This is a genomic window from Arthrobacter sp. NPDC080073 (genome assembly GCF_040686575.1).
Classification (GTDB): Bacteria; Actinomycetota; Actinomycetes; order Actinomycetales; family Micrococcaceae; genus Arthrobacter.
In genome coordinates, this window is the sequence record NZ_JBFBKR010000013.1 from 1 (window position 1) to 18,127 (window position 18,127).

At 65.3% G+C, this 18,127-nt stretch carries 15 protein-coding genes, 1 rRNA gene and 1 pseudogene; 12 read left to right on the plus strand and 5 right to left on the minus strand.

Translation table 11 applies throughout. The annotated features are described in order from the left end of the window. From rrf to AB0O52_RS15035, 4 genes are all read left to right on the plus strand, one after another. A 5S ribosomal RNA gene (gene rrf / locus AB0O52_RS15020) occupies window positions 1-88 on the plus strand; the annotation flags it as partial. A gap of 578 nt (window positions 89-666) precedes the next feature. Next, complete coding sequence (locus AB0O52_RS15025) at window positions 667-951, plus strand: HU family DNA-binding protein (protein ID WP_184739845.1); 285 nt, start codon at window positions 667-669, stop codon at window positions 949-951. A 106-nt stretch (window positions 952-1,057) separates the two neighbouring features. Beyond that, window positions 1,058-3,223 carry a cytochrome c oxidase assembly protein gene (locus tag AB0O52_RS15030; protein ID WP_364538870.1) on the plus strand — a complete coding sequence of 722 codons (2,166 nt, stop codon included), beginning with the start codon at window positions 1,058-1,060 and terminating at the stop codon, window positions 3,221-3,223. Then, window positions 3,223-5,196, plus strand: coding sequence for an NHL domain-containing thioredoxin family protein (locus AB0O52_RS15035; RefSeq protein WP_364538872.1), 1,974 nt, complete (start codon window positions 3,223-3,225; stop codon window positions 5,194-5,196). Before AB0O52_RS15030 ends, AB0O52_RS15035 begins: the two co-directional genes overlap by 1 nt. A gap of 163 nt (window positions 5,197-5,359) precedes the next feature. Here AB0O52_RS15035 and AB0O52_RS15040 read toward each other — a convergent pair whose 3' ends face one another. The 3 genes from AB0O52_RS15040 to AB0O52_RS15050 all read right to left on the minus strand — a co-directional run bounded on the left by AB0O52_RS15040 (window position 5,360) and on the right by AB0O52_RS15050 (window position 8,797). Beyond that, complete coding sequence (locus AB0O52_RS15040) at window positions 5,360-6,352, minus strand: hypothetical protein (protein ID WP_364539159.1); 993 nt, start codon at window positions 6,350-6,352, stop codon at window positions 5,360-5,362. Between the two features lie 113 nt (window positions 6,353-6,465). Further along, window positions 6,466-8,184, minus strand: a complete 1,719-nt coding sequence (locus AB0O52_RS15045; protein ID WP_364538874.1) for a helicase HerA-like domain-containing protein — start codon at window positions 8,182-8,184, stop codon at window positions 6,466-6,468. Window positions 8,185-8,239: 55 nt separating this feature from the next. Next, window positions 8,240-8,797, minus strand: coding sequence for a dihydrofolate reductase family protein (locus tag AB0O52_RS15050; protein ID WP_364538876.1), 558 nt, complete (start codon window positions 8,795-8,797; stop codon window positions 8,240-8,242). A 44-nt stretch (window positions 8,798-8,841) separates the two neighbouring features. Between AB0O52_RS15050 and AB0O52_RS15055 the strand changes: the two genes are divergently transcribed. Then, window positions 8,842-9,423, plus strand: coding sequence for a DinB family protein (locus AB0O52_RS15055; RefSeq protein WP_364538878.1), 582 nt, complete (start codon window positions 8,842-8,844; stop codon window positions 9,421-9,423). Window positions 9,424-9,460: 37 nt separating this feature from the next. Here AB0O52_RS15055 and AB0O52_RS15060 read toward each other — a convergent pair whose 3' ends face one another. After that, window positions 9,461-9,982 carry a GNAT family N-acetyltransferase gene (locus AB0O52_RS15060; protein ID WP_364538880.1) on the minus strand — a complete coding sequence of 174 codons (522 nt, stop codon included), beginning with the start codon at window positions 9,980-9,982 and terminating at the stop codon, window positions 9,461-9,463. A gap of 55 nt (window positions 9,983-10,037) precedes the next feature. Then, window positions 10,038-11,990, minus strand: a complete 1,953-nt coding sequence (locus AB0O52_RS15065; RefSeq protein ID WP_364538882.1) for an FAD/NAD(P)-binding protein — start codon at window positions 11,988-11,990, stop codon at window positions 10,038-10,040. Window positions 11,991-12,256: 266 nt separating this feature from the next. Here AB0O52_RS15065 and AB0O52_RS15070 point away from each other — a divergent pair, with 266 nt between their 5' ends. The 7 genes and pseudogenes from AB0O52_RS15070 to AB0O52_RS15100 all read left to right on the plus strand — a co-directional run bounded on the left by AB0O52_RS15070 (window position 12,257) and on the right by AB0O52_RS15100 (window position 18,118). After that, window positions 12,257-13,324: an amino acid ABC transporter permease gene (locus AB0O52_RS15070; RefSeq protein ID WP_364538884.1), complete on the plus strand. Its 1,068-nt coding sequence runs from the start codon at window positions 12,257-12,259 to the stop codon at window positions 13,322-13,324. Continuing rightward, entirely contained in the window at window positions 13,321-14,115 is a 795-nt protein-coding gene (locus tag AB0O52_RS15075; protein WP_364538886.1) for an amino acid ABC transporter ATP-binding protein, read from the plus strand. Before AB0O52_RS15070 ends, AB0O52_RS15075 begins: the two co-directional genes overlap by 4 nt. A gap of 11 nt (window positions 14,116-14,126) precedes the next feature. Continuing rightward, complete coding sequence (locus AB0O52_RS15080) at window positions 14,127-15,125, plus strand: ABC transporter substrate-binding protein (protein WP_364538888.1); 999 nt, start codon at window positions 14,127-14,129, stop codon at window positions 15,123-15,125. Between the two features lie 5 nt (window positions 15,126-15,130). Further along, a pseudogene (locus AB0O52_RS15085) lies at window positions 15,131-15,451 on the plus strand (hypothetical protein); the annotation flags it as partial. Next, window positions 15,435-16,565 carry an LLM class flavin-dependent oxidoreductase gene (locus AB0O52_RS15090; RefSeq protein WP_364538890.1) on the plus strand — a complete coding sequence of 377 codons (1,131 nt, stop codon included), beginning with the start codon at window positions 15,435-15,437 and terminating at the stop codon, window positions 16,563-16,565. The pseudogene AB0O52_RS15085 and the gene AB0O52_RS15090, both read left to right, overlap by 17 nt. 9 nt (window positions 16,566-16,574) lie before the next feature. Further along, window positions 16,575-17,984: an NtaA/DmoA family FMN-dependent monooxygenase gene (locus AB0O52_RS15095; protein WP_364538892.1), complete on the plus strand. Its 1,410-nt coding sequence runs from the start codon at window positions 16,575-16,577 to the stop codon at window positions 17,982-17,984. Then, window positions 17,981-18,118, plus strand: a complete 138-nt coding sequence (locus AB0O52_RS15100) for a hypothetical protein (protein WP_364538894.1) — start codon at window positions 17,981-17,983, stop codon at window positions 18,116-18,118. Before AB0O52_RS15095 ends, AB0O52_RS15100 begins: the two co-directional genes overlap by 4 nt. The last annotated feature ends 9 nt before the right edge of the window (window positions 18,119-18,127 follow it).

The window sequence follows — 18,127 nt, forward strand, 5'->3', positions numbered from 1 at the left end:
CGGTCCCATTCCGAACCCGGAAGCTAAGACCCACAGCGCCGATGGTACTGCACCCGGGAGGGTGTGGGAGAGTAGGACACCGCCGGACAACCATTCACGGCCAGGCCCCGACACACGTCGGGGCCTGACCCATTTAAAAAACACCCCCAACACACCCACCCCCAAAACCCCGGCTCACATATCAACGGTTCCAGGCGGACCCCGGCTCACCTATGAGCCGGTTTCCACGGACCCCCGCTCACATATCAACGGTTCCGGGCCAACGCCGGCTCACGTATGAGCCGGTTTCCACGGACCCCCGCTCACATATCAACGGTTCCGGGCGGCCCCCGGCCTCCGCCCGCCGCCCGCCGCCCACAAGATGTGAGCGGGCGTCCGGCCAGGACCCTGCATAAGTGAGCGGGCGTCCGGCCAGGACCCTGCATATGTGAGCGGGCGTCCGGCCAGGACCCGGCATAGGTGAGCGGGCGCTTGAGCGGGTCGAGGAGTTCGCCCGCGGCGGAATTGACCCCCAAAAGCGCCCGAAATAGGGTGAATTTGGTCAAAAAAGCGCGGAAACACGCGGAATTTGCTGGCCGTGCCCTCCCAAGCTGGTAAGTTTTCGAACAGTGGCTCGCACGCATGCCGTGTGTGAGCTCCAAAATCGTAAAGTCCAGGAGGACACAAATGGCTAAGAACCGTAGCGAACTGGTTTCCGAGGTTGCTGGCAAGGCTGGCACCAGCCAGGCTGCAGTCAACTCCGTGCTCGATGCCCTGTTCGAAGTTTTCGAGACTTCCGTCGCCGCTGGCGAGAAGATCACCATTCCGGGCTGGCTCGCCATCGAGCGCACCGACCGCGCAGCCCGCACGGGCCGCAACCCGCAGACCGGCGAGACCATCCAGATCGCCGCTGGCCACAGCGTCAAGCTGACCGCCGGCTCCAAGCTGAAGGCAGCTGTCGCCAAGAAGTAAGACACTTCGGCGAACGCCTAGGAAAGGCGGCAACCTGCGGGTTGCCGCCTTTCTGCTTTAATCCGCCCGATTCGCCGCGCCGCCGACGTTAGCGGACAATGGATAGGTGCCATCAGCCAAAACTCCCGCCACTGCCCCTTCGCCCGCTTCCAAGCCGGGAACCAAGGCAGGCGCTGCCGTGGAAGGCATCTCCTTGCCGTGGCAGCTGGCGGGCTTTGCCGCGCTCCTCCTGGCTCTCGCGGGCGCCCTGGTCTTCTCCGGCGCCTCGGCCGCTCGGCAGGTCTCTGATCCAGGCGCCTTGGTCCGCTGGGGGCTGCCCGTCGCCAAAGCGATCCACAACGTGTCCGTGGCGACGGTGATCGGCGGACTGATCTTCGCCGTCGTGATCCTTCCCAAGCATGTATCCCGATCCAAGGGCGACGATGCCCCTGAACACCCCGCATTCACCCGCGCCTTGGCCGTAGCGGCAGCAGCAGGCGCCGCCTGGACGCTCTCCGCCGTCGCGGTCCTTGTGCTGACGTACGCGGATGTGGCCGGGCAGAGCCTCTCCGGGGACGCGCAGTTCACCGCTTCCCTCGTCTATTTCATGACGGACATCCAGACGGGCCAGGCGTGGCTCGCAGTGACGATCATCGCGGCGATTGTCACGACGGCGTTGTTCGGCGTCCGCTCATTGGCGGGACTCGCTCTGACGCTTGTCCTGGCCTTGGCCGGGCTGGTGCCGAGCGCACTGATCGGCCACTCCGCGAGTTCCAGCGACCACGAAGGCGCCATCAATTCGCTCGGTCTTCACTTGGTGGGCGTGTCCACCTGGGTGGGCGGCATCATCATGCTTGCTGTCCTGTCGAGCCTCCTGCGGGGTTCCAAGGCAACAGGCACCAAAGACATCACAGAGCAGACGCTCCGCCGGTTCTCCGCCCTGGCTGGCTTTGCCTTCGTGCTGGTCTTCGCCTCGGGCGTCGTCAACGCGAGCATTCGCGTCACAAGCTTTTCGGCTTTGGTCGGCACCCCCTATGGGCAGATCATCCTGGCGAAGGCGCTGGCCACCGTTGTCCTCGGCTGCATTGGTTTCATGCACCGCCAGTGGGTCATTCCGCAGTTGGGCCGCAAGTCCATGACTACGCGTCGCGTGCTGTGGCAGCTGGTGTTGGTTGAACTCCTGGTGATGGGCGCGACGTCGGGACTCGCCGTCGCGCTGGCCAGTTCGGCACCGCCGCTGCCCACCACTTACGCGCCGGATGCCTCGCCGGCCTTTATCCTCTCCGGTTACGAGCTGCCGCCCGAACTGACGCCTGCGCGCTGGTTGACCGAGTGGCGCTTCGACTGGCTTTGGGTGGCTGTGGCCCTCTTCGGCGCGGCGAGCTACATCCTCGGCGTGGTCAAAGTGCGCCGCCGCGGTGACTCCTGGTCATGGTTCCGTGCCGCTAACTGGATGATCGGCCTGGTGGTCCTGACCTACATCACCTCCGGACCGCCGTCGGTCTACGGCCGCGTACTGTTCTCCGCGCACATGGTGGACCACATGGCGTTGACGATGGTGGCCCCGCTATTCCTTGTCCTGGGTTCGCCGGTCACGTTGGCATTGCGGGCCCTGCCGTCACGCGGCGAAGGATCGCGCGGGGACGGCTCCCGTGGCCTTCGTGAGTGGCTCCTGGTGTTCGTGCATTCGAAGTTCTCCCAAGTGGTGACGCACCCGCTGTTTGCCGCCGCGAACTTCGCCGGCTCGATCATCCTCTTCTACTTCTCGGACGCGTTCGGCTGGGCGATGCGCGATCACGTGGGCCACGAGCTCATGAACCTGCACTTCACGCTAACCGGCTACATCTTTGTCCTCACCATGATCGGCACCGACCCGTTGCCACGTCGGGCGCCCTACCCGATGCGTTTGCTCCTCTTGCTCGCCACGATGGGCTTCCACGCTTTCTTCGGCGTGTCCATCATGGGAGGCACCGGGCTGCTGGCTGCCGACTACTTCGGCAATCTCGGCCGGACCTGGGGACAATCGGCCTTGCTGGACCAGCAGACAGGCGGTGCTGTGGCCTGGGGAATCGGCGAAGTTCCCACCTTGCTGGTGGCAATCGGCGTCGCGGTCATGTGGTCGCGTTCGGATGAGCGGGAGACCAAACGCACGGACCGGGCGGCGGACAGGAATAACGATGCCGACCTTAATGCTTACAACGATATGTTTGCGCGGCTTGCAGACCGCGATGCGAAACTGATTGACCGGGACGCCAAGCAGCCCGGAAGCAAGACCAACCTGGAAGGACGCTGATGAGCGAATCCGTACGCACCCAACTGCGTGTCCGCGCCTCTGAACTGGTGGGCCGTGGCTGGCTCAACACGGGCGGGAAGACCCTGGACCTGGAGGCGCTGCGCGGCAAGATCGTGCTGCTGGACTTCTGGACGTTCTGCTGCATCAACTGCCTGCATGTCCTGGATGAGCTGCGCCCGCTCGAGGAAAAGTACTCCGATGTCCTGGTGACGGTCGGCGTCCACTCGCCCAAGTTCGAGCACGAAGCCGATCCCGTGGCCCTCGCATCCGCCGTGGAGCGCTACGAAATCCACCACCCCGTCCTGGACGACCCCGAGCTCGCCACGTGGAAGGCCTACACGGCCCGCGCCTGGCCGACGCTGGTTGTTGTGGATCCCGAGGGCTACATCGTGGCGCACCTTTCCGGTGAGGGCCACGCAGACGGGCTTGCGGTGCTCCTCGAGGAGCTGGTGGCCGAACACGAAGCCAAGGGGACCCTCCACCGCGGTGACGGCCCCTACGTGGCTCCCGTCCCGACGTCGGGCACCCTGCGCTTCCCGGGCAAGGCGACCCAGCTGGACAACGGCAACTACCTTGTGGTCGATTCGGGCCACCACCGTTTGGTGGAACTGCGACCGGACCTTGAGACCGTGGAGCGCGTCATCGGCTCCGGGACCAAGGGTTACCTGGACGGCGCGGCGGAAATTGCCCAGTTCAACGAGCCGCAGGGCGTGGCGGTGCTCCCGGCGGAGCTCGCTTGGCAGCTTGGTTACGAAGCAGTGGTCGCGGACACGGTGAACCACCGCCTCCGCGGCGTGACGCTCAGCTCGGGTTATGTGCAGACCGTTGGCGGCAACGGCGTACAGCGACTGCTCGACGCCGGCCCTGCCCGCGTGACGGAAAGCGGTGCCGGTGTTTGGGCTGAACACCACGACGCCGGTCCGGCTGACTTCGCGGCCGACGCGGTCGACGTCGGGGTGCTCGGTGTCGGGACCGGGGTGTCCCTGTCCTCGCCGTGGGACGTGGTGTGGAGCGAGAAGCTGCAGCGCGTTGTCATCGCGATGGCCGGCACGCACCAGATCTTCGCGTTCGAGCCTCTCAGCGGCGAGGTATCCATCCTGGCCGGCTCGGGCCTTGAAGGGTTGCTTGACGGAGCCGCCGAGGAAGCCTGGTTCGCCCAGCCTTCCGGCCTGGCCGTGGATGCGGAAGACAACATCTGGGTGGCCGACTCCGAGACCTCGGCGTTGCGCCGCCTGGTCCTTGGCGAATCCGGGGTGACCGTTGAGTCGGCAGTGGGCAAGGGCTTGTTCGATTTCGGTTTCCGGGACGGCGAGGCCACCGCGGCTCGCCTGCAGCACCCCCTGGGTGTCACAGTGCTCCCTGATGGCTCCGTCGCCATCGCAGACACCTACAACGGTGCGGTGCGGCGCTACGATCCCGCGACGAAGACGGTTTCCACTCTGGCACGGGGGCTCGCCGAGCCGAGCGACGTCGTCGTGGTCTACCCGGAAGGCGGCGAACCGCTGCTGGTGGTGGTCGAATCCAACAAGCACCAACTGGTCCTGGTTCCCATCCCCAAGGAAGCGCAGCAGGTGGACGAGGGAGCCTCGCAAACGCAGCGGCCCAAGAGCCCCGTGGCGCCGGGGAACCTGGAGCTCACCGTGCGCTTCACGGCCCCCACCGGCCAGAAGCTCGACGACCGCTGGGGCGACCCTACCCAGCTCAAGATCTCCTCGACCCCGCCCGAGCTGCTGCTTTCGGGGGGTGGGACGTCCGTGGGGCTGCTGCGCACCCTCGAGCTGTCCGCGGACGTGCCTGAGGGGATCCTCCACATTACGGCCCGGGCGGCTGCGTGTGATGGCCCGGAGACCGAGGACGGCGAAATCCCCGATCACGCCGCGTGCCACCTCTACCAGCAAGACTGGGGCATCCCCGTGGTCCTGCAGGCCGACGGCGACTCCGAGCTGGTGCTTGACCTGCGCGGGATGGACTAGGCAGTGGCCCTCTAGGTCTGGCTGGTTCGCCGGGCTGCGTCACGGGATGCATCTTTTTGGCTCTTTGCCCCGACCCCGGTCCCGGAAATCCGGGGTTTTGAGTACTCAGGGCGGCCAAAAACCTGCGCTGCGTGACGCTGGGGCGGCTAACGAAGGCGCCAGCCTAGAAGCTCACCAGCGGGGTGACCGTGATGGTGTCCGCCCCTATGTCCAAACGTGTGGTGAAGCTGAAGTCGTGGACGGCGCTGAGGTCGCCGACTTGCCCGCTGAAGAGGTCGATTTCGCGGGCTGTTACCTTGGCTTTGCCGTTGAGGGGCGCCACGACCCACTGTCCGTTAAAGGGGTCGATGCTGACCTTGGGATACTCCGTGATCTGCCATTTGATGGTGCCATCCACCACCCGGCTGTTGGTCACGTGGTAGAACGGGCAGTCGGGCTGGAGCTTTTGCTGCTTGGTGGCGTCAGCGGCGCAGGTGTCCAGGAATTCCTTGACCTTGTCGCTCACCACCTTGATCATGGCGTCGGTGGGCTTGGTCACAAGGTTGAGGGGTGCCTGTGGCAGGGCGCCCGTGGTCACCGACGTGCTGGTAGTCGGCGCCGAGAAATATTTGCCGGTGAGGCTGGCTTCGTATTGGCCGGGGTAAAACACGGCAAAGCTGTTGCGGCCATTGGGCAGGTTCACCGGGACGCCGTTCAGGGTTGCCTCGTTGGCGTTCACCACCGTGACCTCGATCGTCGGTAAGGATGACGGCACAAAGGACCACCTGCCGAAGAACAGCCACTCGGTGCCCGTCCGTTCAAGCAGGAAGTCCGAGTGCAGCGCTTTGCCGTCAATCTTGTAGTCCATAGGGACCGACACCCGGTTGCCGCCACGGGATTCGGCGTTGCCGAGCTTGATATCGGTGATCTTCGACGCCGCCGTCTGCAGGGCGGTACCGTCCAGCATGGCGGCATTGGCGTTGGGCACGGACGCGTGCAGGAGCCCGAGGGCTTCCCCGCCATGCCCCTTCTGGAGGGCCGAAAGGTAATCGCGCACTTGCTGCTGCGGGCTGGCTATGGAGTTGCTCACCAAGTTGACAGAAACGATCGCAGCGGCCACGGCAAGCATCAGACCGAGCAGCCACCCGGCCGCGGTCTTGACCAACGCTTGACTCAACTGCACGCCCTTTACGTTACCCGCCGGTTCAGCAATACCTCGTCATCCCCTCCCTCACGTGACGGCTTAACATGCTGTTCAGGAGGGGCCCGACGGCGGGCGGCTGCTCCGCTCTAGCGGCGCCGACGCGATGAGGTTCCGAACACTCCGCGGAGCAATTCCCGGCCGAGTTGCGTGCCGAAGGACCGTGCCATGCTTTTGATTCCGCCCCCGAGCGCACCGCCCAGGACCCCGGCGAGATCGCCCATCATCCCGTCTTGCTGCGGCGCCGGTGCCGGTGCGTTGGCCGGTGCCGGCGCGTTGGCCGGTGCCGGTGCGGACGGCCACTCTTCGGGCGCGGAGCCTGGCAGCGGACGGCTGCTGGGACGGCCAAGTATTTCTTCCTCGATCCTGCGGGCTTCTGCATCAACGGCATGGGGGTCAAGGGAGCCGGGCACCGGGGGCTGACCTGGCGCTGCCTCTCCCGTGGCGGGTGCGCCCGCTTTGCCGCTGAGTTTCTCGTAGGCCGAGATGTTGTCCACGGCGGTGCCGTACTTGGGAAGCAGCGGGGAAGCTGCGATGGTGCTGCCGATCAGCTCGTCCGTGCTGGGTCCCATCACGGATTCCGGGGCACGCAGCCTCGTCAGGGCCACGGGCGTGGGCGCGCCCCTTTCGTTCATGACGGTGATGACCGCTTCGCCGATACCGGCCGAGGTGAGGGTTTCCTCAAGGTCGTAGTCGCTCACCGGGAATGTGGACACGGTGGCCTTGAGCGCTTTGGCGTCCTCCGGGGTGAACGCGCGCAGGGCGTGCTGGACCCGGTTGGCAAGCTGGCCGAGGACGGCGGCAGGAACATCCTTGGGTGTCTGGGTGACGAAGAAGATCCCGACCCCCTTGGACCGGATGAGCCGCACCGTGGTGGTGATGGCTTCGAGGAAGGCCTTGGATGCGCCGGTGAAGAGCAAATGGGCTTCGTCGAGGAAGAACACCAGCTTGGGCTTGTCCAGGTCTCCCGCCTCGGGGAGGTCTTCGAACAGGTCCGCAAGCAGCCACATGAGGAACGTCGAGAACAGCATGGGTTTGGTCTGGAGCGTCGGCAATTCGAGGCAACTGATCACACCGCGGCCGTCCGGGGCCGTGCGGAGAAGTTCCGCGGTATCGAATTCCGGCTCGCCGAAGAACTTCTCCATGCCTTGGGCCTCGAGATTCACGAGCTCACGCAGGATGACACCGGCCGTGGCCTTGGATAGTCCGCCGAGGTCCTCGAGTTCAGCCTTGCCCTCGTCCGAGGTCAGGAACTGGATGACTGCCCGCAGGTCTTTGAGGTCGATCAGTTCGAGTTTTTTCTGGTCGGCGAAGTGGAAGATCAGCTGCAGGCTGGATTCCTGGGTGTCGTTGAGCTCCATGATGCGCGAAAGCAGAATCGGGCCGAACGAGGTGATCGTTGCGCGGACGGGAACGCCGTTGCCATCCCCGCCCAGCGAGAGAAACTCGACCGGAAAAGCCTTGCCGGACCAATCTTGGCCGAGGCTCGCTGTGCGGGCCGTGAGTTTTTCGCTGGCCGTCGCGGCGGTGGCGAGTCCTGAAAGGTCTCCTTTGATGTCAGCCAAGAAGACGGGGACTCCGGCAGTGGAGAGCTGTTCCGCCATCATGTGCAGGGTGACGGTCTTGCCGGTGCCCGTGGCCCCGGCCACCAGGCCGTGCCGGTTCATCATGGACAGTGGCAACCGGACTTGCGCTTCTTTGTGGACTTCACCGTCGACGATGGCGGCACCCAGCTCGATTGTGGGCCCGTCGAGGGTGTATCCCTGCTGGATCGTGGCAAGTTTTTCAGCTGTCGATTTCTTGGCCATGCGCATAGCCTAGTGGTGCAGGGCCGCAGTTTGGCGGAAAAATTTGCCTGACTGCTTATGCTCGTTTGGCGTACCGGAGGTAGACGACGCCGTTGCCAAAGCGACGTTCGTCCAATAGCTCAAGGGCCAGGCCCACGCCGTCGGGGAGGAATTGTTTGCCCCCTCCGACGACCACCGGGGTGAGGAAGAGACAGAACTCGTCCACCAGTCCGGCTTTGATGGCCTGGGCGGCTAGAACCGTGCCACCAATGGACATGTCCTGCTCTGACGACTCTTTCAGCGCGCGGATGGCTCCGGCGTCGAACTCCCGCTCAAGGCGTGTCTTTGCGGTGGACGGACTTTCCAAACTCGTGGAATACACGATCTTGTCCGCGGCACGCCAGATCTCCGCATAGTCGCGCATGACCGGTGGCTCGTCGGAAAGGGTCATGTCCTCCCATGCGGACATGACCTCGTACATTCGCCTGCCATAGAGGTACGTGCCGATGGGCCGCTCCAAGTCGTTGACGAAGGCGTGCACTTCTTCGTCCGGCATGCTCCAATCGAATTTCCCGTCGGCATCGGCGGTGTAGCCGTCCAGGGACATGATCCCTGCGTAGATCAGTTTCGCCATGCACAGACGGTACACACCCGGGACGGCAACGGTATAGTGCCCGGATGGATGACAAAGGGATTCTGCTCAAATACCTGCGCGCCCGTCGCGGCGAGCTCCTCGCCAAGCTTGACGGACTCGACGAGTACGACGTCCGCCGGCCCATGACCCCCACCGGCACCAACCTCCTGGGACTGGTCAAGCATGTGGCCAGCGTGGAGCTGGGGTACTTCGGGGAAGTCTTCGGCCGGCCCAGCGGTCGGGACTTACCGTGGTTCGCAGACGATGCCGAAGCCGACGCGGACCTGTGGGTTCCCCCGGCAGAGAGCAGGGAAGAGATCATCGAACTTCACCGGTTCTCGGCCGAGCACAGCGATGCAACCATCGAGTCGCTCCCACTCGACGCTCGCGGAGAAGTGCCGTGGTGGCCGGAAGAACGCCGACATGTGACGCTCCATCAGATCCTGGTGCACATGTGCGTCGAGACGGCCCAGCACCTGGGTCATGCCGACATACTTCGTGAGCTTATCGACGGTTCCGCGGGGAAGGGCCCCGGGGACCTGAATTTGTCAGAGCGAAGCCCCGAAGAATGGGCCGATCACCGGGCCCGGATCGAGGCCGCGGCGCGGGTAGCAATCGAGGGGTGAGATCTCGCCTCTTTGAGCGCACGAAAGGGCCGAGATCTCACGCTTCGATGGGCGCCAAGTCCTTCGTGAACGCCAAGTGCTTGATCTCTTCCGGATCGGCGTCGACGTCGAACAGCGGCGTGTAGCCCGTGGCCAGGTACAGGTTCTTGGCTTCGGGCTGCCGCGGACCGGTGGTGAGGTAGATCCGTCGGTAGCCGCGTCGGGAAGCTTCGGCCTCCAGTTCCGCGAGGACCACGCGGGCCAGCCCACGACGGCGGTGCGCCGAATGCGTCCAGATCCGCTTGAGCTCCGCAGTGCGGGAGTCGTAGCGGCGGAATGCGCCGCCCGCGACGGTTTCGCCGTTCTCCTGCAGGATGAGGAGGGCACCATGGGGTCCGGCAAACTCGCCGGCGGGGTACCTGTTGAGCTCCTCGGCTGCGCCACCGCTGCCAAAGAGGTCCCCGTAGCGCGTGGTGTATTCGACGGCTAGTTCGTCCAGGAGGGGCTTGACCCGTGGATCGCGCATCGGCAACGTCAGGACGGCAAGGCCCGACGACTGCTGGGTTGGCGTTGTTGTCATGTCATGCCTTTCGTGAATTTCCCAACTGACTCGCATTTGTTGTCGTTATGCCGCGTCAAAACGACAACAACTGCGAGTCAGTTGGGTGGCTGGTGCGTGGGTGACGGGCGGACAATTCGGCCAGGAGCCGGCGGGCCAAGGCGTCATTCTCGCGGAACGGTGCAGCGTTCGTGCCGGGCCGCGCGAACGCACCCGCGCCCCAACCCGAGGTCCAGGGTCCGACGGCGAAAAGTCCCACCTGCCGTCCGCCGTCGGGAGCCAGGACTTCGTGCGAACTCGAGACCAACAGCTTACCGGTGGAGTGCGGGCCGTCCGAGGTGAGGAGTGACTGTTCGGTGCCCCAACCGGCGTCGTGCAGGTCCGCCAGCGCGGGGTTGGCCGATCGCGTGACCGACGGCGACGGCAACCGGGCCTCGATGTACGCCGCAGCGTCCACCACTACGGGCGATTGGAAGGAACCGGCCACGAACCGGCCGCTGGCTTCGTCCGGACGCACCCACATGCCCGGGCCAAGGAACTGCAGCAACCCGGCCCGGTGCAGGGCGAGGATCTCGCGCAGCCGATGGGGCGGCGGTCCGGAATCCACGAAGCTGAAGAAGCCGTGCCACCACCCGTGCACCGCTTGTTGGGAGCGCGAATTGAGCCGCTCCTGGGGGACCAGCCGGCCGAGTTCCATGTAGACGCGGAGCAGGGCCATGAACAAGGCCAAGGTTTCCGAGTGGTCCGGGCTCGTGCGGAGCTTGAGGTCGCGTTCGATGTAGCCCGCCACGGATCTTTGCACGGCGGCATGGTCCGCGAAGGCGCATCCGCTGAATGGTTGGTCCAGGGCCTCGAGATCGAGCCGGAGGCTCGGGTCCGGGATGGCCGCGGCCACGAGGCCTTCGCGTTCGCGGCTGTACCAATCCAGGGTATCGAAGCGCGCTGAAAAATCTTCCCAGCCGCCATGGACCTGTGCCGGATAGCCAGTGAAGAGCTCGCGGTAATAGGCGTAGCCGGCGTCCTTGGCGATGAGCGGCCATAGCTGGGTCCGGAAATCCAGCTCCGCGTGAGCGGCGAGCAGCGAGTCCACGGCGCCCGGGGTGAAGTACTTCGGGGCGCCGACGGGCTCGCCGCGGAGGGTGGAGGAGATCTTGGAGTGGTAGGGGACTCCGCGCCGGGAGCCTGCCCAGAGCCGCGGCTCGGCGCCGGACGGCACGTAGTCCAGGCCGCCTTCGGGCCTGTCTTCGAAGACGCCCCCGCGGCCCTCGAACAGGAGCACCAGAAGGTCCACGAATGCCAGGCCCATGCCCGAAACCAGGACGTCCTGGCCGGGTGCGATCGCCGAGTAATCGACGTCGGTGGTGTACGACGGCGCCGCGTGGAACCCGCCGTGGCGGGCGGCGAAATCGGCAAGCCGCGCTGATTCCGGATCGGCCCGGGAGTCAGTGTGGCCTAGCGAATACACCACGAGATCCGCTTCCACTGCCCCGTCCAAGGCGAGCCGCACGCGGTACTTCGCAGTGCCGTCGGGCCCTGGAGCAAGATGTTCGACGGCGGTGGCCGTGTCCCGGTGGACCGTCACCGTGACGTCCGGGCCGAGCGCCGCGACGGCCCTGCGGAAGAACCACTCGAGGTACCTGCTCTGGAGTTGACGGCTGGGAAACGACGACGGTGTCAGTGCGTGGAGCTGCTCAAGGAGGTGGGGATTGAACTGCGGGACGTCGCGGATGCAACCCTCCCGCACGCCGGCCGCCCATGCGGCTAGGCCCGGACCGTCCACGGAGGGGCCGTCGCAGGCCACGGAACTGTCGGTGAACATCGTGACGTCCGCTGCCGTGGAGTTGAGCAGGAGTCCCGGGCTCTGGTCATAGCGCCAGATCCTCCCGGAACCGGGTTCGTACGGCTCGACGACGTGGATGGAAAGGGGCCCGTCGAAGAGGCCGGGCTTGTTGGCTGCGAGCCGCTCGAGGATGCCGGCTGAGCGCGGACCACCGCCAATAAACACGATGCTGGGGGCGAAGGACGGCATGGCAACTCCTGTTGGCGGTGGCTGGTGGTACTCGAGCCTAGGGACGCTTCGGGGCCTTGGTCGAGGCGCTGGTAACGGCCGTTCACTACGCGTCACGGTGCGTCAACGAGCGCAAAGATCCGACTCATATGGCGCCCTGTGAAGCGCGGAGTAGCGCCGTGAACCCCGGTGAAGAAGTGCAAAAATCCGCCTTGCAGCTGCTTCGAACGCGCCCCTAGATTGGCAGCCATCCGATAGCCAACAACCCTTACGAAGCGAGGTGGCGCATGAGTTCAGCAGCAACCACGGCGGCGCAGTCCGCACAGGAACAGGCGCCGGGCGCCTTTTTGGGACGCAGTGCCGTCGCGGAAAGCCCGACGGCGGACGCTGCCCAGAGTGCCGCTGCCCACAGTGCCGCTGCCCGGCCCGTAGCCGACTACTCCGGCTACAAACTGGTCCCGGCCCGGCAACCATGGCGCTGGGTAGGCACAGTGCTGGTGGCGCTCGGGGTCGTCGCGGTGGGCTGGTCCCTCGCGACGAACCCGCGCTGGGAATGGGGTGTGGTGGCGCAATGGTTCACCGGGCAGTCCGTGGTGAACGGCCTCGGGGAGACACTCAAGCTGACGGCCATCTCCGGCGCGCTCGGCTTTGTCCTCGGCTTCATCCTGGCGCTCATGAGGCTCTCGGCCTCGCCGCTCCTGGTCTCGGTGTCCTGGACGTTCTCCTGGATCTTCCGCTCCACGCCGTTGTTGGTGCAGATGCTGCTTTGGTACAACCTGGGCTACCTCTACGAGAAGATCAGCCTAGGAATCCCCTTCACGGACATCCGCTTCTTCGAGGTCCAGACTACGACGCTCATTAGCCAATTCGCGGCGGCCGTCCTGGGCCTGACCCTCAACCAGGCGGCGTACTCGGCGGAGATTATCCGAGGCGGCATCCTCTCGGTGGATCAGGGCCAGCTCGAGGCAGCCGCGGCCCTGGGCATTCCGGCCTGGCGACGCTCCACGAGGATCGTCTTGCCGCAGGCCATGCGGGCCATCCTGCCCACCGCTTTCAACGAGATCATCGGCCTGGTCAAGGGAACCTCGATCGTCTACGTCCTGGCCTATTCCGAGCTCTTCTACACCGTGCAGGTCATCTATAACCGCACCCAGCAGGTCCTTCCGCTGCTCCTCGTGGCGACCCTCTGGTATGTGGCGATTACCTCGGTCCTGAGTGTTTTCCAGTACTACATCGAGCGCCACTACTCGAAGGGCGCGGTCCGGAACCTGCCGCTCACTCCGCTGCAGAAGGCCAGGAAGTTCTTTGCCACCCACGCACCCGTGAACTTTGACCGAGCGAAGGAAACCCGATGAGTACCGCTGAAACCCGCGGCCATGTGGAAATCACCAACGTCCGCAAGTCTTTCGGGGGCTCGGAAGTCCTCAAAGGAGTGTCCCTGACGGTGCCGCCCGGCGGAGTCGCAGTGATCGTGGGGCCCTCCGGCTCCGGGAAGTCCACGCTCCTGCGGACAATCAACCACTTGGAGAAGGTGGACGGCGGGTACATCACCATCGACGGCCAATTAGTGGGCTACCAGGTCCGGGGAAACAAGCTACACGAATTGCGCGAGAAGGACATCCTCAAGCAGCGCACGGACATCGGCATGGTGTTCCAGAACTTCAACCTGTTCCCGCACCTCACCGCACTGGAAAACGTGACCGAAGCGCCCGTCGTCGCGCTCCACCGGAACAAGGCCGAAGCGCGTAAGCGTGCGCTGGAACTCCTTGACCGCGTGGGACTGAAGGACCGGGCCGATGCCTATCCGCGGCAATTGTCCGGCGGCCAGCAGCAGCGCGTTGCCATAGCACGGGCGCTGGCCCTTGACCCCAAGATCCTGCTCTTCGACGAACCCACTTCGGCTTTGGATCCGGAGCTTGTCAACGAGGTCCTGGACGTCATCCGAGAACTCGCCACGTCCGGCACCACGTTGATCATCGTCACGCACGAAATGGGCTTCGCCCGTGATGTGGCGGACACCGTGGTCTTCATGGATCAAGGCCAGATCGTGGAGCAAGGCAGTCCCCGGGAGATCTTCGCGAATCCCCGTGAACCCCGGACTCGGAGCTTTTTCTCCAAGGTCATCGAACCAGCTTTCAACATTTGAGGAATTCCCACATGCCACGCATCAAAACCAGGCTTCTCGCGCTCGCAGTGCTGCCCGCCGTCGTACTCCCGGCGCTCTCCGGATGCTCCGACCCCGGCGCGTCCGCTGCGGGTGCCAGCCCGTCCCCGAGTACCGCCCGTAACGGCGTTGCCTACAACGCCTCGCCCGAGCAGAATCGCATCCGGGCGCAGAAGGACCCCGCCGCGGCAGCCGCAGTTCCCGCTGCGATCGGCAAGAACGGCAAACTGACGGTCGCCACCACGGCTGGATCCATCCCGTTGTCCTTCTACGCGACGGACAACAAGACCCCGATCGGCGTCGAAGTGGACCTCGCACAACTTGTAGCCGACAAGCTGGGCCTCGCCCTGGACGTGCAGGTCACCTCCTGGGAGAACTGGCCGCTCAAGACGCAGTCGGGGGATTTCGAAGCAGTGTTCTCGAACGTGGGCATCAACAAGGACCGGGTGAAACTGTTCGACTTCTCCACCTACCGCGCTGCATACATGGGCTTCGAGGCCAAGAAGTCGTCGACGTACAACGTCAAGGGCGCGGATGACATCTCCGGGCTGAAGGTCTCGGTGGGCTCGGGCACCAACCAGGAGAAGATCCTCCTGGCCTGGAACAAGGACCTTGAGTCCCGCGGCAAGGCCCCGGCGACCCTGCAGTACTACTCTTCCGACGCCGACACCATCCTGGCGCTCTCCTCCGGCCGGACGGACTTGAACATCGCGCCCTACCCGTCCGTGTCCTACCGGGAAAATACCCGGAACGACCTGAAAGTGGTGGGCAAAGTCAATGCCGGCTGGCCCTCCGAGACCCTCGTCGCAGCGACCACCCTCAGAGGCAACGGCCTGGCGCCGGCCATCACGGATGCACTGAATTCGGCCATCAAGGACGGTTCCTACGGCAAGGTCCTGGATCGCTGGGGGCTGACCGAGGAAGCCCTGCCGGAATCCAAAACCGTGACCGAGGCCAACTTTGGGAGTGCCCAGACAGGGAAAACACAGTGAAGTTCCAGCCTCGGGAGAACTACAAGGTCCTGATCGACCATTACCGCGAGGAATACGAACGCCACGGTCACGATCCGCGCCACCAGTACCTCGGCTCGGGTTCCGGCGCCGGTGGAGTGTTCATCGCGGACACCACGCAGGAAGCCAAGCGCCAGTTCGGGCCGGTCTACGAGGCCCTGACGCACTGCCGCGCCAACCACGCTGTGGAAGTCGCGGATCCCTTCGGTGGTCGGCCGGAATTCGCCGGGGCCGCGTCACCGGACGCAGCCGGAACCGTCACTGCAGATCACGCAAGCTACAGGAGGAATCATGCCTACGCCCACTGAACCTCGTCCAGGCCGGCCCGGATTCTTGGCCTTGGAGCTCGACGGCGACGGCGCCCACCCAGCCGCCTGGCGCAAAGCCCGGCACGCACCGGATGAGTTGCTGAACGGTGCGCGGATCCGGAGCACGGTGGTGGCGGCGGAGTCGGCGGGGTTTCATGTGGCGACGTTCGCCGATGGGCCTGTGAGTTCCGGCCGTGACGTTGTCGGCCGTCTGAACGCCTTGCAGCGGGCGGCCTTCGCCGGGCCGGTGACAAGTTCGATTGTGCTGGTCCCTGAAGTCGACACGGTCTACACCGAGCCCTTCCACGTTTCGACGCAGCTGGCGAGCCTGGACTACGTCTCGGGTGGACGGGCCGGTTGGCTCGTCGCGGCGAGCGGCTCGGCGGAGGAGGCTGCCGCCGTCGGGCGCTCTTTTGCTGAAGGTGCCGCGTTGGCGCAGGAGGCCTCGGCGTCGGTGGAGGTGAGCCGGCGGCTCTGGGATTCCTGGGAGGACGGCGCCGTAATCCGCGACGTGGCCACCGGGCGGTACCTTGACGTCGACAAACTCCACTACGTCGACTTCGAGACGCCAGCGGAATTCGCAGGGCCCGGGTACTCGGTGAAGGGACCCTCCATCATTCCGCGCCCGCTGCAGGGGCAATTGCCGGTGGTTGCGCAGGCTGGCTTGCTTCCATCGGACGCCGATGTGGTGCTGGTGTCCGCTCCGACGCCTTCGCTGCTCGCCGTGGAGGGGGCGGAGGTACGTCGGGCTCTTGCTGGGGGCGCCGCGGTAGTGGCGGAGCTCGACGTCGTCCTTGACGCGCGCGGGCAGAGCGCCTCAGCGCGGCTTGCCGAACTGGACGCGTTTACGCCGTGGTCCAGTTCCCGCGCGCGCTTTGTCGGCACAGCCGCGGAACTGGCGGACTTCCTTTCCGAGCTGCTTGCGGTGGCCGACGGGGTTCGGCTGCATCCAGCGGCGCTGGACGTGGAGCTCGAGGAGCTGGCCCAGTTGGTGCTGCCCGAGCTTCGGCGCCGCGGGGCGCTTAAACCTGTTGCCCAGGGCGGCACGTTCCGGGAATTGCTGGGTCTTGAACGGCCCCTGAGCCGGTACGCGAGCGTTGGCTCGGAAAACTGAGGAGAGAACATGACACAGCACAACCGTGCTAAATTCCAGCCGAGCGGGAAGATCCAGTTCGGGATCTTCTTCCAGGGCGTCAATTCCGGCACCATCTGGAAGGCGCCGGAATCCGGTTCACAGACCGATTTTGAGTCGTTCCGGAGGATCGCCCAGACCGCCGAACGCGGGCTGTTCGCTGCTTTCTTCCTGGGCGAGGGCCTGCGCTTGCGCGAACACCTCGGCCGTCCGCACGCCTTGGATGTGGCGGGGAGGCCGGACGCACAGACCATGCTCGCGGCGCTAGCGTCGGTGACGTCCAACATCGGGCTCGTGGCAACGCAGAACACTACGTATAACGATCCCGCCGACCTCGCGCACCGGCTCGCCTCGCTCGACTTGCTCTCCGGCGGGCGCGCGGCCTGGAACGTCGTGACCACGGACAATGCCTGGACCGGGGCCAACTTCCGTCGGGGCGGCTATCTGGACCATGCCGATCGCTATGTCCATGCCGAAGCTTTCGTGGAGACGGCCAAGAGGATCTGGGATTCGTGGGAGGACGGGGCGGTTTCCCCGTCCGTCTCCGCGGATTCCTGGGCGGTTCCGTCGCATGTCCGCAGCGTGCACCACTCGGGGCAGCACTATTCTGTGGATTTCACGCCCCGGCTGCCGCGCAGCGCCCAGTACAGGCCGGTGTTGTTCCAGGCCGGCGACTCTCCCGAGGGCCGCGACTTCGCCGCCCACCAGGCGGATGTCATCTTCTCGGCGCACCCGAAGTTCGACGACGCCGTGGAGTTCCGCGCCGATATCGTCGCGCGCTCCCTGGCTGCCGGACGGGGCGCCAACGACGTCCAGATCATGCCGGCCAGCGAGTTCATCCTCGCTGCGACCGACAAGGAAGCGCGCGAAAAGAAGGAATGGGTCCGAAGCCTGCAGATCGGGCCGCAGCAGGCAGTTGCGTATCTCGAACAGTTCTGGGGCCGCGAGCTGTCTGCCTACGATCCCGATGGTCCGCTTCCGGAGATCGATCCGGTGGTGGAGGAGACGTCAGAAACCCGTGGCAGTGGTTTCCACGGTGCCAAGGCGCGGCAACTCGCCGGGCAGTGGCGCGCCGAGGCCAAGGAGAAGGGCCTGTCCATCCGGCAGTTCGTGAGCTCCAGGACTTCCAGGGTGGACCCGACGTTCACGGGGTCCTACACAGCCGTGGCCGACACTTTGGCCGAATACGCCCGGGTGGGTGCGGTGGACGGCTTCAACATTTCGCCCTGGCTCATCCCAACGGGCCTGGACGACATCGTGAACCATCTGGTGCCCGAGCTTCAGGAACGCGGTGTGTACCCCGCCGCGTACGTCGGCTCGACCCTTCGCGAGAACCTGGGGCTCGCGACGCCGGTGCGTTCGGAACCGTTGGTTGCGGTACCCGCCGGGGTCACGCGGTGAGTGGGCGCACGGCGAGCCTAACCGCGCGGCTCGCGGCCGCCGTCGTCGGCTTGCAGACCGACGACGGCGGTTCCCGCGATCCGGACGCGGGCCTTGTGCGGCTCCAACTAACTGTGTGGGAACAGCGGCTCTGATTGGCTGAG

Coding starts and splice junctions, on each gene's coding strand:
- AB0O52_RS15025 (WP_184739845.1), top strand. CDS start 667: ATGGCTAAGAACCGTAGCGAACTGGTTTCCGAGGTTGCTGGCAAGGCT.
- AB0O52_RS15035 (WP_364538872.1), top strand. CDS start 3,223: ATGAGCGAATCCGTACGCACCCAACTGCGTGTCCGCGCCTCTGAACTG.
- AB0O52_RS15045 (WP_364538874.1), bottom strand. CDS start 8,184: ATGGCCAAGAAATCGACAGCTGAAAAACTTGCCACGATCCAGCAGGGA.
- AB0O52_RS15050 (WP_364538876.1), bottom strand. CDS start 8,797: ATGGCGAAACTGATCTACGCAGGGATCATGTCCCTGGACGGCTACACC.
- AB0O52_RS15055 (WP_364538878.1), top strand. CDS start 8,842: ATGGATGACAAAGGGATTCTGCTCAAATACCTGCGCGCCCGTCGCGGC.
- AB0O52_RS15060 (WP_364538880.1), bottom strand. CDS start 9,982: ATGACAACAACGCCAACCCAGCAGTCGTCGGGCCTTGCCGTCCTGACG.
- AB0O52_RS15065 (WP_364538882.1), bottom strand. CDS start 11,990: ATGCCGTCCTTCGCCCCCAGCATCGTGTTTATTGGCGGTGGTCCGCGC.
- AB0O52_RS15070 (WP_364538884.1), top strand. CDS start 12,257: ATGAGTTCAGCAGCAACCACGGCGGCGCAGTCCGCACAGGAACAGGCG.
- AB0O52_RS15075 (WP_364538886.1), top strand. CDS start 13,321: ATGAGTACCGCTGAAACCCGCGGCCATGTGGAAATCACCAACGTCCGC.
- AB0O52_RS15080 (WP_364538888.1), top strand. CDS start 14,127: ATGCCACGCATCAAAACCAGGCTTCTCGCGCTCGCAGTGCTGCCCGCC.
- AB0O52_RS15090 (WP_364538890.1), top strand. CDS start 15,435: ATGCCTACGCCCACTGAACCTCGTCCAGGCCGGCCCGGATTCTTGGCC.
- AB0O52_RS15095 (WP_364538892.1), top strand. CDS start 16,575: ATGACACAGCACAACCGTGCTAAATTCCAGCCGAGCGGGAAGATCCAG.